This window comes from Vibrio sp. Vb0888, from assembly GCF_033338835.1.
In the GTDB taxonomy this organism is placed as follows: domain Bacteria; phylum Pseudomonadota; class Gammaproteobacteria; order Enterobacterales; family Vibrionaceae; genus Vibrio; species Vibrio alginolyticus.
Genome location: NZ_JAWOTL010000008.1, coordinates 54,099 through 70,819, shown reverse-complemented (window position 1 = coordinate 70,819; position 16,721 = coordinate 54,099). Strand labels below are relative to the sequence as shown.

Below are 16,721 nucleotides of genomic sequence, written 5' to 3'. Positions count from 1 at the left end.
CAATACGTGTCTTAAATTTGCGAACTTTTTCATTTCGTCTGTATCTGATGCTGTGATGACATAGACCGCGTTAAACCTATTAATATTACAGACTTAGAATCTAATTGGCGTTATCATTATTTACGTTTACTTAACCTCATTCAGCCATAAAAGCATGATAAAAAAAGCTCTCCCCACCATTGTTGGCCTGTTTGCCTTTTCTCATGGTGCCTATGCCGATGTTTCTTTGACTTTGAAAGGCATTGATGGCGCTTTAGAAGAGAATGTCAGTGCGTATCTATCATCTATTCCAGAGAAGGATTACTCCACTTCTCTGCGTTTTCAAGCGAGATTAGATCAAAGTATCACTGAAGCGCTTAACGCGCTTGGGTATTATCATGCAAAAATTTCATACTCTATTCCTGAAGCGAATGATGAGTTAATTGTGCTCATCAAGCCGGGCTTGCCAGTGAAAGTGAAAGTCATGGATGTGGTCATCACTGGAGAGGCCAAGGACGATGAAGAGTTTGCAAAACTTATTGAGCGCTCTCCGCTCAAAGTTGGCCAAGTTTTGAATCAAGGCCAATACGACAGCCTTAAGTCAGGCATTCGTAACTTGGCGCTTCAGCGTGGTTACTTCAATGGTGAGTTTACGCTAAGTCGATTAGAGGTTATCCCTGATCTGAACGAAGCTAATGTCCGTTTGCACTACAGCAGTGGAATACGTTTCAATTTTGGCGACGTTTCTTTTATTGGCAACCACATCTGGGAAGACCGTGTCGCATCACTACAACCTTTTAAAGAAGGGGACCCATACAACGTTTCGAAGCTGGGCGAGTTTAACCAGAAGCTATCAAATACGGAGTGGTTTTCCTCAGTTTTTGTTGAGCCTGAATTGGATAGGCTTGATGATGGCCGAGACTTGCCAATTAAAGTGTCTTTATCTCCTGCTTCGAAGAATCAGATCGAGACGGGTATTGGTTACTCAACGGATGTCGGCGTTCGAGGAACGTTGAAGTGGAAGAAACCTTGGGTGAGCTCCCGAGGACACAGTTTCAACACTGCTTTATCCCTATCTAAGCCAGAGCAAACCGTGACTGCTTCTTACAAAATTCCTTTAGAAGATGTCGCTAACGATTATTATCAAGTTCAATATGGGCTTAAAAACCTAGACAACCGTGACACGCAGAGTATCGAGTCTAACCTTGCAGTGGAACGTCATTGGTTAGCAGACGGTGGTTGGCATAATACCGTTTATGTTCGTCATTTGTACGAAAGCTTTACGCAAGGTTTACAAGATGATGAATTCAACTTCGTACTTCCAGGTGCGACATTTTCTCGGACTAGGGTTCGAGGGGGCAATATGCCAATGTGGGGAGACAAGCAAAGCATCACTATTGAGTATGGTGATACCGCTATGCTTTCTGAAACTAGAGTGCTCCGCTTAATTGGCTCGACTTCTTGGATTCGTGGTATTGGAGAGAATCATCGTGGTTTGTTCCGCTTAGAAGGTGGTGCGAATATTACCGATGAACTTGAAAAGCTATCACCGTCGCTGCGTTTCTTCGCAGGTGGTGACAATAATATTCGTGGTTACGGCTATGAATCTATTTCACCTGTGGATGAGAGTGGTGCTTTGACGGGTGGTAAATACATTGTTAGCAGTACATTAGAATACCAATATCGTGTTTATGGAAACTGGTGGGCTGCAACGTTTTACGATATTGGTGATGCGTTTAATGAAACACCAGATTGGAAATCAGGTGCTGGTGTTGGTATCCGCTGGGCGTCTCCGGTGGGCCCTGTTAGTTTTGATTTTGCATGGGGGTTGGATGCAAAACCAGAACGAGAGTTTCGTATCCACTTCTCATTGGGGCCTGAGCTATGATCAAAATGATGTTTAAGTGGACCAAATGGCTGTCGCTCAGTTTGATTGGTCTATTGCTGTTGCTCATCATTATTGTCGCGACAGTTTTGTTTACCCACCCAGGCCTCAAATTTGCCTTGTGGGGAGCTGAAAAAGCATTACCACAATTGCAGATTGAAAAAGTGCAGGGTTCATTGTTTCCTCGCTTCGAACTGCATAACGTCAGTTTTGTCGATGAGTCTTTGAATATCGACGCCAAAGTCGAGCGTTTAGCTTTGGCAGTGAACTTCCGCTGTTTCTTTGACCCTAAGGTCTGTGTCGATGAGTTAAGACTGCAGGGGCTTGACTTTAAGATGCCAGAGCTACCGCCAGCAAGCGAGGAGCAAGAGGAAACACCACCACTGCGTTCTATCAGTACGCCAGTGCCAATTTTTGTTAATAAAGTCAGCTTTAATGACATCAACGTCAATGTGCTGGGCAATCAAATTGATTGGCAAACGTTCTCGACCGCTTTGTCGATGCAAGGTGATCGTTTGGTGATCGCACCTACCGCGTTGAAAGACATTAATGTTGCGCTCGCACCAAGTGAAGCGGCCCCAGAAGCGGTTGTTGAAGAGCCGAAAGAGGCCGATGCTACGCCGCAAGATATTGTGTTACCCGAAGTATGGATTCCACTGACGGTGGAAGCGCGTCGTCTTGATATTCACAATTTCAAACTGGCAGGTGAAACGCCAGTGATCGTCAATCATCTTGGTTTGGTTGCAAGAGCAGGCGGTGAGCGTGTTGATGTCAAAACGTTAGAGCTCGACATGCCAGAAGTGGAAGGCAAGTTGAGCACACAAGTGACGCTTTCTTCTGATTACCCTATCAAAGCGCAACTGGACGCGTTAGTGAAGCAAGCGGATGCGAAGGGACAAAAACTGTCGCTTTCGGTCTCGGGTTCGGTTGGTGATTTGTCACTAAATGCTACGCTTTCTGAGCTTGTACAAGCGGAGATCAAAGGTGATATTCAACCGCTTAAAACGCAGTTACCGTTTGATGTCGCGATTAAAAATGTACAGGCGCAATGGCCGCTATTTGGACAAAGCGATTACCAGGTTTCTGTACCAAGCTTGGTGGCAAAAGGCTCACTTGATGGCTACGAAGTCGCATTAGAAACCAAAGCTTCGGGCAAAGATATTCCCGCCGTTGATGTCGCACTAAACGGCAAAGGTACGTTAGAGCAAATTGACCTCGAAAGCCTTGTAGTGAAAACCTTAGGGGGCGAACTCTCTGGGAAAGTCATGGCCAATTGGGCCGCGCCAATCAACTGGCAAGCTGACTTAAACCTGAAGAACATTCAACCAGGATTGCAGTGGAAAGAAGCCGAAGGGGATATCAGCGGTAATCTTTCGACTTCGGGGTCGTTAACAGAACAAGGTGGTTGGCAAGTCAGTTTGCCTAAGTTAGACATTGACGGCATTTTGCGAGGGTATCCGCTGAATGTTGAAGGGCAACTTGAAGCGTCTGATAAGAACGGCAAAGGCGAAGACATCCAACTTACCACTCAGGGTTTAGCGCTTTCTCATGGCCCGAACCAACTGAGTGCAAAGGGTAAGATCGATAAGCAAATTCTGATGGATGTTGAGGTTAACTTCCCTGATTTTGCAAAAAGTGTTCCGGACCTTGCAGGTAAAATGCAAGGTAAAGTCGCACTACGTGGTAGCTTGAAAGAACCAGACATCAATCTTGATCTCGCTTTAAATCAGATAAACTGGCAGCAACAGGCGAACGTAGAAACGATCACCTTAAAGGGTGATGTGAAGCCTCTGCCAGCACCAAAAGCGAACATAAGCCTAATTGCGAACAACATTACCTATGACGACATAAAAGTTGATAGTGCTGACCTTGAAGTCTCTGGGGATGAAAAACTGCATCAACTGACGCTCGATGTAGTGTCTGACCTAGTGTCGACCAGTTTAGAAATTGAAGGGACATTCCAGCAGAAACCAGAAATGATTTGGGATGGGGCGCTGCGCCGCTTGACGCTGAGCTCGCAACAAGGCCCGTGGGCGTTGCAAAAATCGACCGCGGTGAAGGTCAATATCGACAAACAGATCGCGAACGTTCAAGCGCATTGTTGGTTGCAAGCGGAGTCGAGCGTATGTCTAACCGAAGACATTAGTGTCGGTAAGAGTGGCCAGGCGAAGTTAGCCATCAATGATTTTGATTTTGACCAAATCAAACAATTCCTGCCGCCAGAAACCAAGCTGCAAGGCTCGGTTAATGCACAGGCTTTTGCTAAATGGGCACCAGAGAAAAAGCCTGAAGTAACCTTAAGTGTCAATATGCCAAAAGGCCAAGTTGAACAAGCGCTTGAACAGCCAATTAAAGTCGGTTGGGAAAGCTTCAACTTTAAAGCAGCATTAGCGAAAGACAAGCTTGATGCCGAGTGGCTATTTGATGTGAAAGATAACGGTGACTTGTCTGGTAAGGTTTCTTTACTGAATGTCTCGTCTGAAAAGCCCACTATTGATGGTAAGGTTTCACTCTCTACGTTCCACTTGGACTTCTTGGCACCGTTGATTGGTGAGTACAGCTTGTTTAAAGCAAACATGAATACTGACCTAGCGATATCAGGTGAAGTTATGCATCCGAAGGTGAACGGTCAGTTCTTGATTGACCAAATGAAGCTACAGGGTGAAGTCACACCGATAGATATAAACTCAGGGCAGGTCGTCATCAACTTTAAAGGCCATCAAGCGGACTTGGATGCCGGAATTTTAACCCCGGATGGTGAGTTGAACGTTACCGGTGATGCCGACTGGCAGGACTTACAGAACTGGCGCACTAAAGCGCGTGTATTTGCTAAAGAGCTCAATGTTGATGTGCCTCCAATGGTAAAAATCAAAGTTGAGCCTGACATGACAATAGATGTGACCCCTCAGCTTGCGAAAATTGAGGGTGATATTAATTTGCCATGGGGAAGAATTGTCGTCGAAGAGCTTCCACCAAGTGCAGTAGGCGTATCGAGTGATACCGTTATTCTCGATAAAAACTTGCAGCCAGTGGACGATGTGGCTGCGATGCCGTTTGATGTGGAAACGAACATCAACATTAAAATTGGTGATGACTTCCAACTTGCCGCTTTTGGCTTAAAAGGTGGGTTGAAAGGGAGCCTAAACGTGACACAAAAAGACAAAGGTCCGTTCATCGTTGGTGAAGTGAATGTTGTCGATGGTTCTTATCGTTCGTTTGGTCAGGACTTATTGATTAAAGAAGGTAAGATTCTGATGAATGGTCCACCAGATCAACCTTACTTGTCTATCAAAGCGATTCGTAATCCAGACAATACCCAAGATGATGTCATTGCAGGGGTACAAGTGTCGGGCCCAGCATCTGATCCGAGTATAGAAATTTTCTCAGAGCCCGCGATGAACCAAGCCAATGCACTTTCTTATCTACTTCGTGGTCAAGATATTGATGGTGAAGCCGGTGGTAATGCAATGACTACTACCTTAATTGGTTTAAGCTTGGCGAAGAGTGGGCGTGTGGTTGGTGAAATCGGTGAAGCCTTTGGCGTACAGGATTTACAGCTGGACACTGCTGGGTCGGGCGATGATTCGCAAGTGACGGTGAGTGGTTATATTCTGCCTGGTTTGCAGGTGAAATATGGTGTCGGCATCTTTAACTCCCTAGGTGAGTTCACTGTGCGTTACCGATTGATGCAAGACTTGTATTTAGAAGCGGTATCTGGTGTAGATAGCGCCGTTGACCTACTCTATCAGTTTGAGTTCGATTAAAGTGCTTTAACCTAAGCATACACAGTCATGACTAAGGAGTGGTTATGCAGCATTTGATTTTTGTCTACGGCACGTTACGCAAGGGAGAGTACAACCATCAGTATTTGCGCTCGGCGCAGTTTCTTGGTTTACATGAAACGGATGCTCAATTTGCAATGTATGACTTAGGCCCTTATCCAGCGTTGTCTGTTGGGCAACGCTCGATTCAAGGTGAAGTGTATCTGATTGATGATGAAACCTTATCTGAGCTAGATAGGTTAGAAGATGTGCCAGTGGAATATCGCCGAGAGAGCATCGCTACGCCTTTTGGCCAAGCTTGGATCTACTTATATCAAGATACTGAGCAATTAACCGAAGAAATCGCTTCCGGAGATTGGTGTCAAAAGGTGTGAGCTATACTGACATTATCAATAGCAACGAGCTAAACACTAAGGAGTCACGATGAAAGCATTCGTAATTGGAGTAATGGCGTTGCTTCTTGCTGCATGCGCACAAACAACACTACCGACTTCGAATAATGTGACCGATTGGCAAGTGTTTGGTAAGCAGTCAGCTTTAGATGGATTACGGGAGTTATCTGAGGAGCGAATTGCGAAGCTGGATGATGTTAACCATGCGACGCCAGAACTGATAATGGCTTATCAAGCGGGTTACCAGCAAGGCAAACAAGAGTATTGTGAGCAAAGTGCTTATATGCTCGGTGTTATCGGGCGGCCGTATTTTGGCATTTGTGATGATGTTGACCCCTTCTTTCAACATGACTACGACGCTGGACGAATGTCTTCAGCAGGCGCACCTATCTAGTTGACACAGGTAAGATGAAAGCAAAAGAGCTGCCCTAGAGCAGCTCTTTTTAATTTTGTATCAGCAGTGATACTTATTTTTTCTGAGCTCGCTCGTAAGATTCTAGGATTTCAGCTTTGGCGGCAGCAACATCTGCCCAACCATCCACTTTCACCCATTTGCCTGCTTCAAGCTCTTTGTAACGCTCAAAGAATTGCGTGATCTGCGCTTTCAGTAGTTCTGGGATATCGCCCACATCTTGGATGTGCTCGTACTCTTTCGAGATTTTTGAGTGGGGAACCGCAAACACTTTTGCATCTTCACCCGATTCATCTGTCATCTTCAAAACGCCAACAGGACGGCAGCGAATGACTGAACCTGGCATGAGTGGGTATGGTGTTGGTACCAATACGTCGACTGGGTCGCCATCAAGAGACAGGGTATTGTTCACGTAGCCATAGTTGCATGGGTAGAACATTGGTGCAGACATGAAACGGTCGACAAATACAGCACCAGAGTCTTTATCTACTTCGTACTTGATTGGATCTGCATTTGCAGGAATTTCGATAACGACATAGATATCTTCAGGCAGCGACTTGCCTGCTGGTACATGGTTTAAGCTCATTAGAATATTCCTTTTCATTAACGATGAGTCACACAAAAGCGGCTTCATCTGATGATAAATTCGCGTTTCACTTTAGCGACAAAAACGCGGCAGGTAAACACCTGCCGCGTTGGACAAAGGTCTGAAATTATTCTTCGTCGCGGTGCAGTTCAAGGAACTCTTCAACTTTGCGAACCATGTTCTTCGAACCCACAAAGAAAGGTACACGCTGGTGCAACTCAGTAGGCTTGATGTCCATAATGCGATTCACGCCGTCCGATGCAATGCCCCCAGCTTGCTCAATGAGGAATGCCATAGGGTTACATTCGTAAAGCAGGCGTAGCTTGCCTTGTGGGTGGCTTTGTGTGCTTGGGTAAAGGTAGATACCACCTTTCAGTAGGTTGCGGTGGAAATCAGCAACCAGCGAGCCAATGTAGCGAGAAGTGTATGGGCGACCGTCTTCTGGCACGTTTTCTTGGCAGTACTTGATGTACTTCTTCACCCCTTGAGGGAAACGAATGTAATTACCTTCGTTGATGGAGTAGATCTTACCATCATCAGGAATCATCATGTTTTCATGAGAAAGACAGAAGCTGCCGATAGATGGGTCGTAAGTAAAGCCGTTTACGCCGTTACCAGTTGTGTATACCAACATGGTGGAGGAGCCGTAAATTACGTAGCCCGCAGCCACTTGTTTGTGACCAGGTTGTAGGAAGTCTTCTTCAGTTGGTGGAGTACCGATTGGAGAAACACGACGGTAAATCGAGAAGATAGTACCAACAGAGACGTTCACATCGATGTTAGAAGAGCCATCAAGTGGGTCCATCAGTACTACATATTTGGCGTTTTGGTTGAGTTCTTTATTGAACGCAACTGCTTCGTCTTCTTCTTCACTGGCAACGCCACACACTTGATCACGAGCTTCGAGCGCGGCTTTGAACTTATCGTTCGCGTAAACATCGAGCTTTTGCTGATCTTCACCTTGGACATTTTCCGTACCTACAGCACCAGTGATATCACCGAGACCCGCTGCGTTGATTTCGCGGTTAACGATTTTTGCAGCTAAACGAATGGAGGCTAAAAGGGATGATAGATCACCGCTAGCGTGGGGGAAATCCGCTTGTTTTTCGACAATGAACTCGCCTAGGGTGCGCAGTCCTGACATGGTTAATCCTTACATTTTCATTTCATTGGGGGTAGTGCGCAAGTGAGCATCTCTTTATGGATGTTAAACGATTGCGCTGGATGTAAGTTTAAGTCGCAGATCTTTTTAATGGTAATGAAGTAACTGTTTGAGATCTCAATTTATTTGTAGACTTGTTTGAGGGATTCATCAGTAAGCAAGAGGTTGTACAGTCTGTGTTCAACCTTGTCATATTTGTGAAAGGGACTGCAAGAAGAAGGCTAAAGTCACTCGCTTTTCAGGCGGTAATCGCGATAATGAAAGCATTAAAAAACGCATTACAAGGTTTAGTTTATGCACATTCATATCTTGGGTATCTGTGGCACATTTATGGGCGGCGCAGCGATTCTAGCGCGCCAATTAGGACATAAAGTCACTGGTTCTGATGCCAACGTTTATCCGCCAATGAGCACACTGCTTGAGTCTCAAGGTATTGAAATTATTGAAGGCTTTGACCCGTCTCAACTCGACCCTCAACCAGATCTTGTGGTGATTGGTAATGCGATGAGCCGTGGCAACCCTTGTGTCGAGCATGTGCTCAACACTAACATGCGCTACACCTCTGGTCCGCAGTGGCTCAACGAGTTTTTGCTGCATGATCGGTGGGTATTGGCGGTATCGGGTACACATGGGAAAACGACCACGTCGAGCATGCTTGCCTGGATACTTGAAGATTGTGGTTATCAACCGGGTTTCTTAGTCGGTGGGGTACTCGGTAACTTCGGAGTGTCTGCTCGTTTGGGTGAAAGCATGTTTTTTGTCGTTGAAGCGGACGAATATGACAGTGCTTTTTTCGATAAGCGTTCTAAGTTTGTGCATTACCATCCTCGCACTTTAATCATGAATAACCTTGAGTTCGATCATGCTGATATCTTCGATGATCTAGAGGCGATCAAGCGCCAATTCCATCATTTAGTGCGAACGGTTCCCGGCAATGGCTTAATCTTAGCTCCGAAGCAAGACCAAGCTTTGGCGGATGTATTAGAGCGTGGTTGCTGGACAGAAAAACAGTTCTCTGGTGAGAATGGTGACTGGCAAGCGCACAAATTAGTGCTTGATGGCTCAAAATTTGACGTTGCGTTGAAAGGCGAGAAGGTTGGTACCGTCGAATGGAATTTGGTGGGTGACCACAATGTGGATAATGCGCTGATGGCAATCGCTGCTGCACGACATGTTGGAGTCACTCCGGATCTTGCTTGCCAGGCATTAGGGCGTTTCATCAATACCAAGCGCCGTTTAGAGCTGAAAGGTGAAGAACAAGGTGTGACGGTTTACGATGATTTTGCGCATCACCCAACGGCAATTGAACTTACTGTCGGTGGTTTGCGTAACAAGGTAGGTGAAAAACGCATCCTAGCTGTGTTAGAGCCGCGTTCTGCCACCATGAAGCGTGGTGTACACAAAAACACACTTGCAGAGTCACTACACAGTGCAGATGAAGTCTTCTTGTTCCAGCCAGATAATATCGAGTGGTCTGTGCAAGACATTGCCGACCAATGCACACAGCCAGCGTTTGTCGATGCGGATATAGATAACTTTGTAGCCAAGATCGTCGAACGTGCGCGACCAGGTGACCAAATTCTAGTCATGAGTAACGGTGGCTTTGGTGGTATTCACGGAAAACTTCTTGAGCAGTTAAAACAAAAAGCCTGATTGATATGCAAAACAAAACACAACCCTCTCATAAAAAAGCCATCACGTTGGCATTAACGGGGGCTTCTGGTGCTCCCTACGGCCTTCGTCTTTTAGAATGCTTGGTTGCGGCGGATTATCATGTCTACGTTCTGATTTCTTCGGCAGCTCGTGTTGTGATGGCAACCGAGCATAATCTTAAGCTGCCAAGTGGCCCAGAAGCGGCGCAGCAAGCATTGGTAGAGCACCTGAACTGCAATCGAAATAACATCACCGTTTGCGGTAAAGATGACTGGTTCTCGCCGGTTGCGTCTGGTTCTGCTGCACCAAAGCAAATGGTAGTTTGCCCATGCTCTGCGGGAAGCGTTGCGGCCATAGCACACGGTGTGTCGGACAACTTGATCGAACGGGCCGCTGATGTAGTAATGAAAGAGCGCGGGCAGCTGTTGCTCGTGGTTCGCGAAACGCCATTCTCAACGCTACATCTTGAGAACATGCACAAGCTATCGCAAATGGGCGTCACCATCATGCCAGCGGCTCCGGGTTTCTACCATCAGCCAAAGAGCATTGAAGACTTAGTGGACTTTATGGTGGCGAGAATTCTCGACCACTTAGGTATTGAGCAAGGTTTGGTGCCTCGTTGGGGTTATGACCAGCGTTCGTGAGCTGATTGTGTAACCACTCAAATACCTTTACAATCCATCCAACTCATCGGGGAGCAAACCCATTTAGCATTGAGTCAATCAATGCATTGGGGCGCTGAGACCTAAGCGTTTAACTAGGGACCCGTATTACCTGAACCAGATAATGCTGGCGTAGGAATTGAGTCTGGATATTGGAAGTCCTTAATAGCCGCCTCAAACCCTGTGCCGCTCAACTTATTTCTCTGAAATACTCATGGAGAGCGAGCAGTGAAACCCACTCTAAATCTGATTGCCCTAGCTGCAATTACTTCAACTTCAGCGTTTGCCGCTGAAAACACATTAACCATCTATACCTACGACTCTTTTGCCGCAGATTGGGGCCCGGGTCCTAAAATCGAGCAAGCTTTTGAAGCAAAATGTGGCTGTGACGTTAACTTCGTAGCGTTGGACGATGGTGTGTCGATTCTGAATCGTCTTCGTCTTGAAGGCGGTAATAGCAAAGCGGACATCGTATTAGGTTTGGATAACAATCTGATGGCAGAAGCGAAGAAAACCGATCTGCTTGCCGAGCACAATGTGGATACGGCTAACACAGTGTTACCAAACGGTTGGAGTGACACGACGTTTGTACCGTACGATTACGGCTACTTCGCGTTTGTGTACAACAAAGAGAAACTGGCTAATCCGCCGAAAAGCATGAAAGAGCTGGTGGAAACGCGCGACGATCTGAAAGTGATTTACCAAGATCCGCGGACTTCAACGCCGGGCCAAGGCTTAATGCTATGGATGAAATCTATTTATGGCGACGATGTGACGCAAGCGTGGCAGAAGCTAGCGAGCAAAACCGTAACGGTCACGAAAGGTTGGTCTGAGGCGTATTCTATGTTCCTCAATGGTGAGTCCGATTTAGTGCTTTCTTACACCACTTCACCTGCGTACCACTTAATTGCGGAAAACGATTCGAAGTTTGCTACGGCGAATTTTGCTGAAGGCCACTACATGCAAGTTGAAGTAGCCGCCAAAGTGAAAGGGGCAAAAAATTCAGAACTTGCTGATCAATTTATGAGTTTCATTTTAAGTGATGAGTTCCAATCGGCGATGCCAACGGGTAACTGGATGTACCCAGTCACTGACGTTGAGTTACCTAAAGGTTTTGAAACTTTGAGTGTTCCAAGCAAGTCGTTGAGCTTTAGTGCTGATGAAGTGGCAAAAATGCGTAAGTCTTGGATTCGCGAATGGCAAAGCGCATTGACGTTTTAGCTGACGTTTCCATCCTCATCTGAATGAGATAGGTTTTACCTTTGAATTCTGTTCCAAAAATAGGTTTAGGGGTCGCGATGATCATCGCGACCTTTGTTATTTCTGCCCTAGGTGCTTTGATTGTTCAAGCCCCTTCACTTGATGTGTCTGTGGTATGGGGCGACCCGTACTATCAACATGTCACCAAGTTCAGTTTCTACCAAGCGTTTCTTTCCACATTGCTCAGTGTTGGCTTTGCCATTCCAGTAGCGCACGCACTTTCGCGTCGCCAATTTATTGGTAAATCATTACTGCTTAAGCTGTTTGCATCGACACTGGTTTTGCCGGTTTTGGTTGGTGTTTTTGGGCTGTTAGCGATTTATGGCAACAGTGGTTTGTTGGCGCAGTGGTTGCAAAGTTTCGACACTAAACTGCCATTCTCTATTTACGGTTTGAACGGCATTTTACTCGCCCATGTGTTCTTTAATTTACCTTACGCGGCACGATTGCTTCTGCAAGCCTTGGAGTCTATTCCTGCCGAGCAGCATAAGCTTTGCGCGCATCTTGGGATGAGCCATTGGGATAAGTTTCGTTGGGTAGAATGGCCGCGTTTAAGGCAGCAGCTTCCCCACGTTTGTGGGTTGGTGTTTATGTTGTGCTTTACCAGTTTTGCCACTGTAATGGCGTTGGGGGGCGGGCCAAAATCCACCACCATTGAATTGGCCATTTACCAAGCGATTAAGTTTGATTTTGATTTACAAGCTGGGGCGTTATTGGCGCTGTGGCAGATGCTGTTATGTGGACTGCTTGCTATTGGAGTGCAGAAGTTAACAAGGCCTGTTTCTATCAGTGCTGGAAGCACATCGGTACAGCAATATTTAACGAAGGATCATGGGTGGTCAAAAGCTTGGGATAGCTTTTGGATCATAGGTGCCTTTTTACTGGTAATACCGCCGTTATTGATGGTGTTACTGAGTGGCATCAACCAACAAGTTTGGACAGTATTAACCGATGAGCGTTTTTGGTCTGCGCTATTGAACTCCCTCAAAGTCGCCTGTGTCGCTAGCGCGCTTGCGGTCGCTGCAGGGGTGTCCATACTATTGACCAGTCGCCGTTGGCGGTTGCAGTACAAAAACACGCGAGCCGATCAGATTGAGTTAATCGGCACCGTTATTTTGGTGACTCCAGGTCTGGTGATTAGCACCGGTTTATTCTTACTACTGCGCGCATTTACCGATGTTTTTAGCTTGGCATTTTTTGTCGTGATTTTGGTGAACGGTTTGATGGCTTTGCCTTACGTGATCAAAACGCTAGCGCAGCCAATGCTGCACATTGAACAACAGTATCAGTATGTATGTGCCAGCTTAGGCATGCGTGGCTGGCAACGGTTTAAAGTGGTGGAGTGGCAGGCGCTACGCAAGCCGTTTGCACATGCGTTTGCGATCAGCTTTATGTTTGCAATAGGGGATTTAAGTGCCATAGCACTGTTTGGTGGACAAGAGTTCCGCACTTTACCTCTGTATTTGTTCCAGTTGCTTGGCAGTTATCAGATGGACGCAGCTGCGGTGGTATCGGTGACCCTATTGTTGTTGAGTGTGGGCTGTTTTGCCTTGATTGAGAAAGTATTGAAAACGAAGGAGAGAGCGTAATGTTAGTGTTGGATGATGTGCAGTACACCTACCAACGTGAACTGTTTCGTTTTGACTTAACGATTGAGCAAGGACAGATTGTGTCGCTGATGGGACCAAGTGGGGCAGGGAAGTCAACCTTGCTGGCGTTGGTGGCAGGATTCATCCATCCTGACCGTGGTGATATTTGTGTTGATGGTGAGTCCATTGTGCGTAAAGAGCCTTATCTGCGTCCGTTCTCTATGTTGTTCCAAGAGCACAATTTGTTTGCTCACTTATCGGTGCGTGACAACATCGGTTTGGGCTTACACCCAGGGCTAAAGCTTACGGTGGACCAAAATCGTCAGATTGAACAAGCCGCGCAGCAAGTTGGTGTTGCAGAGTACCTCGACCGTTTGCCAGAGCATCTTTCTGGTGGCCAGCGTCAACGTGTTGCCTTAGCGCGTTGTTTTGTTCAGCCTCATCCCATGTGGCTATTGGATGAGCCGTTCTCGGCGCTTGATCCGGTGTTGCGTGAAGAGATGCTGAGCTTGGTAAAAAAACTCGCAGCAGAGCGGGGAATAACTGTATTGATGGTCACGCACCATTTAAGCGATGCCAAAGCGATTGCCAGCCACTTTGTGTTTGTGGCAGATGGTAAAGTGGAAGCCGCGGGTGATATGTCTGCATTGAGTGAACAGCATGCTAGTGAGAAGCTTGCGGCATTTATCCGAGCAGCATGCTAGTGCCTGATAGTTGCTAGGTTATGCTTCTCCGCAACACAAACCATGCCGAGGGCCAAATTCAAATTGAGATCTTAAGCTCATGATATGGTCAATCATTGCTTGTACACGCCGTGGGCGGTTTGCTCCAGGACGATACACTAAATAAATAGGCATTGGTACCGTGTGCCATTGCGGTAACACTCTGACTAAGGTGCCACTTTCTAGCTCTTGCGTCATGTTCTGCACAGGTAAGTTCGCGATGCCTAGTCCTTTAAGTGCGCCTTTCAATATTGCTTCTACAGTTGTACTTGAGAAGTTACTGGTTATTGAAACATTGACGGTATTATCGTGTGAGATCAGCGTCCAAGGTCCTATTTCTGAAACATATTGATACCTCAAACAGTTATGTTTTGTCAGGTCTTCTGGCGTTTCAGGTACGCCGAACTCAGCTAAATACTCAGGGCTAGCAGCCAGGACTCGAGTGGTATAGCCTAATTTTTTCGCGATTAATCGATCATCAACTATCTGACCGACTCTAATTGCCATATCAAAGCCGTGTGAAAACAGATCAACAAAATCGTTCGATGCTTCTAACGCAATTTGTACTTTTGGCCATTGTTTTAAAAATGGCAAAAAGATGTGCTCCGCCATATACGCATCCAACGCTGGTGGCGCGGAAATACGCAGCCGGCCTTGGATCTGTTGTTCCATCTCCTGAACGTCATGGCCAATTGAGTGGAATTCCTCAACTAAGCTTGCAGCACGCTCTAAAACCATTTGGCCAGCTTCGGTGATCACTAACTTTCGGGTTGTGCGCTCTAGCAGTTTGGCTTCAAAGTGTTGTTCGAGTTTGGTTATGGCTTTGCTAACAGTAGATTTTGGTAGGTTTAACTCCAGTGCGCACTTGGTTAAGCTCAGTAGTCGACAGCTTGTGACAAAGATAGAAAGCGTTCTAAAGTCAATTGTTTCTAAATTGCGAACAATCACTTTCAATTATCCATATTGTTTCAATATTAATCTGATTATAGTCTGGCACCTCATCCTTAGCCATCAAGTTATTGTCATTTGAGGTAAACAACATGTCCAACTCTGTAGACTTATTTTCTCCTATCGAACTCGGTCAATTAGCATTAGATAACCGTGCCATTATGGCGCCTTTAACGCGAGCTCGTGCTGGTGCGGACCATATTCCTAATGACCTTATGGTTGAATACTACGCTCAACGTGCGAGTGCCGGACTTATCATTGCTGAATGCACCATGGTGATGGAAGGTACGTCTGCTTTCATGGCAGAGCCGGGCATTTACAGCGAAGAGCAAATCGCAGCTTGGAAAAAGGTAACGGATGCGGTTCATGAGAGAGGCGGTAAGATTGTACTGCAAATTTGGCATGCGGGACGAGCTTGTCATCCTGATCTGAATGAAGGAAAAACACCTGTAGCGGCGAGCGCATTGGCCATTCGTGATGAATTAGTCCATACCCCTTCGGGTAAGCAAGCATATACGGTACCACGAGCACTCGAAGTGGATGAGATAGCTTCCATTGTTGCGGCGTTTAAACAAGGTGCAGAAAACGCCAAGAAAGCCGGCTTTGATGGGGTCGAGATACATGGCGCCAATGGTTATCTTATTGATAACTTCCTTCGTGACGGCTCAAATTTACGTACCGATGAATACGGTGGCTCGGTTGAAAATCGTGCTCGATTTTTACTTGAGATAGTGAAAGAAGTCGTTGAGGTGTGGGGACCCGGAAGAGTCGGTCTGCGTACATCTCCGCTAAATGGATTTAATGACATGAAAGACAGTGATCCAGTTGGTTTGGTGCGTTACTTAGCAGAGCAACTTAATTCTTTCGATCTTGCTTATTGGCACGTGATGCGTGCGGATCTGAAAGGCGTACAAAAAGCAGATGTTCTCAAGCCAGCACGCGAAAACTATCAAGGTCACTTAATGGCGAACGTGGGCTACAGTGCACAAGAAGCGGCAACAGCAATTGCAGAAAACAAAGTTGATGTGGTCGCATTTGGCGTTCCCTTTATCGCAAACCCAGATTTAGTTGAGCGATTTAAGAAAAATGCACCTCTTAATGAGGCGAAACCAGAACACTTTTATTTGGGGGGAGCAGAAGGTTATACCGATTACCCAGTGATGGCATAACCCTTACTTGTTTCATATAAAAAGGACGCTAATGTTAGCGTCCTTTTTCGTTTCTGTATTTACTTAGCCTTGCGGTTTTACGACCATCACATTGATTGGAGAATATTCCACAACCTTACTCGCGACAGAGCCAAGCATTACTTTATTGATTTTAGAGCGCTTGTGGCTTGGCATAATGATGAGATCAGCGCCTAAACGTTCTGCATAATCAAGAATGGTCGCGTAGGCCTTGCCTTCAGCAACATGCACTTGGTAAACCACATCTTCAGCAATATGCTCATTAGCGAAAGTTTTTAGTTGCTGCTTCACGTCTTGCTTCATTTTGGCCGCAGCATCTTTCGGAAAGTATGTGGCAACCATCGACATGTGAATACCAGGTAGTACAGTCAGAAGATGGATTTGAGCATTTGCTTGCTTTGCCTGCCAAACCGCTAGTTCAACCGCTCGGTCTGAAAAGCCTTGGTCATTTAGATCAACCGGAACAAGAATTTGTTTGTACATTCAATGTCTCTCATTAAGG

Annotated in this window: 14 protein-coding genes and 1 riboswitch; of the genes, 10 read left to right on the top strand and 4 right to left on the bottom strand. The window is 46.2% G+C overall.

Annotated features, from left to right (window positions below):
* The first annotated feature begins 154 nt into the window (after positions 1 to 154).
* The 4 genes from R7P72_RS13180 to R7P72_RS13165 are packed head-to-tail and all read left to right on the top strand — an operon-like array spanning position 155 to position 6,432.
* Complete coding sequence (locus R7P72_RS13180; RefSeq protein ID WP_005383121.1) at positions 155 to 1,867, top strand: autotransporter assembly complex protein TamA; 1,713 nt, start codon at positions 155 to 157, stop codon at positions 1,865 to 1,867.
* On the top strand, positions 1,864 to 5,628 hold the full coding sequence (locus tag R7P72_RS13175; protein WP_213907296.1) for a translocation/assembly module TamB domain-containing protein: 3,765 nt from the start codon (positions 1,864 to 1,866) through the stop codon (positions 5,626 to 5,628). Before R7P72_RS13180 ends, R7P72_RS13175 begins: the two co-directional genes overlap by 4 nt.
* 44 nt (positions 5,629 to 5,672) lie before the next feature.
* Entirely contained in the window at positions 5,673 to 6,020 is a 348-nt protein-coding gene (locus tag R7P72_RS13170; protein WP_205461431.1) for a gamma-glutamylcyclotransferase, read from the top strand.
* Positions 6,021 to 6,069: 49 nt separating this feature from the next.
* Entirely contained in the window at positions 6,070 to 6,432 is a 363-nt protein-coding gene (locus R7P72_RS13165; RefSeq protein ID WP_017633454.1) for a DUF2799 domain-containing protein, read from the top strand.
* Between the two features lie 73 nt (positions 6,433 to 6,505).
* Here the strand turns inward: R7P72_RS13165 and ppa are convergent, their stop codons facing one another.
* Together ppa and fbp are read right to left on the bottom strand one after the other, a co-directional pair.
* A complete protein-coding gene (gene ppa / locus R7P72_RS13160) occupies positions 6,506 to 7,036 on the bottom strand; it encodes an inorganic diphosphatase (RefSeq protein ID WP_054574250.1) in 531 nt (176 codons plus the stop codon).
* Positions 7,037 to 7,163: 127 nt separating this feature from the next.
* Positions 7,164 to 8,180, bottom strand: a complete 1,017-nt coding sequence (gene fbp / locus R7P72_RS13155) for a class 1 fructose-bisphosphatase (protein ID WP_005383114.1) — start codon at positions 8,178 to 8,180, stop codon at positions 7,164 to 7,166.
* Positions 8,181 to 8,492: 312 nt separating this feature from the next.
* On the opposite strand from fbp, the gene mpl reads away from it, so the two are divergent.
* The 5 genes from mpl to thiQ all read left to right on the top strand — a co-directional run bounded on the left by mpl (position 8,493) and on the right by thiQ (position 14,066).
* On the top strand, positions 8,493 to 9,851 hold the full coding sequence (gene mpl, locus R7P72_RS13150) for a UDP-N-acetylmuramate:L-alanyl-gamma-D-glutamyl-meso-diaminopimelate ligase (protein WP_053303335.1): 1,359 nt from the start codon (positions 8,493 to 8,495) through the stop codon (positions 9,849 to 9,851).
* Between the two features lie 5 nt (positions 9,852 to 9,856).
* The gene (locus tag R7P72_RS13145) at positions 9,857 to 10,495 is read left to right on the top strand and encodes a flavin prenyltransferase UbiX (protein ID WP_213907297.1); all 639 of its coding nucleotides are present in this window, start codon (positions 9,857 to 9,859) and stop codon (positions 10,493 to 10,495) included.
* Positions 10,496 to 10,532: 37 nt separating this feature from the next.
* Positions 10,533 to 10,669, top strand: a riboswitch (TPP riboswitch).
* Positions 10,670 to 10,741: 72 nt separating this feature from the next.
* On the top strand, positions 10,742 to 11,734 hold the full coding sequence (gene thiB / locus R7P72_RS13140) for a thiamine ABC transporter substrate binding subunit (protein ID WP_005379642.1): 993 nt from the start codon (positions 10,742 to 10,744) through the stop codon (positions 11,732 to 11,734).
* A 41-nt stretch (positions 11,735 to 11,775) separates the two neighbouring features.
* A complete protein-coding gene (thiP, locus tag R7P72_RS13135) occupies positions 11,776 to 13,362 on the top strand; it encodes a thiamine/thiamine pyrophosphate ABC transporter permease ThiP (protein ID WP_017820277.1) in 1,587 nt (528 codons plus the stop codon).
* Positions 13,362 to 14,066: a thiamine ABC transporter ATP-binding protein gene (gene thiQ / locus R7P72_RS13130; RefSeq protein ID WP_005379648.1), complete on the top strand. Its 705-nt coding sequence runs from the start codon at positions 13,362 to 13,364 to the stop codon at positions 14,064 to 14,066. Before thiP ends, thiQ begins: the two co-directional genes overlap by 1 nt.
* A gap of 18 nt (positions 14,067 to 14,084) precedes the next feature.
* Here thiQ and R7P72_RS13125 read toward each other — a convergent pair whose 3' ends face one another.
* Positions 14,085 to 15,032 carry a LysR family transcriptional regulator gene (locus R7P72_RS13125; RefSeq protein WP_005379650.1) on the bottom strand — a complete coding sequence of 316 codons (948 nt, stop codon included), beginning with the start codon at positions 15,030 to 15,032 and terminating at the stop codon, positions 14,085 to 14,087.
* 92 nt (positions 15,033 to 15,124) lie between these two features.
* On the opposite strand from R7P72_RS13125, the gene R7P72_RS13120 reads away from it, so the two are divergent.
* Positions 15,125 to 16,201, top strand: a complete 1,077-nt coding sequence (locus R7P72_RS13120) for an alkene reductase (RefSeq protein ID WP_213907298.1) — start codon at positions 15,125 to 15,127, stop codon at positions 16,199 to 16,201.
* Between the two features lie 63 nt (positions 16,202 to 16,264).
* On the opposite strand, the gene R7P72_RS13115 is transcribed toward R7P72_RS13120, so the two are convergent.
* A complete protein-coding gene (locus R7P72_RS13115) occupies positions 16,265 to 16,702 on the bottom strand; it encodes a universal stress protein (RefSeq protein ID WP_005379654.1) in 438 nt (145 codons plus the stop codon).
* Positions 16,703 to 16,721 lie beyond the last annotated feature (19 nt).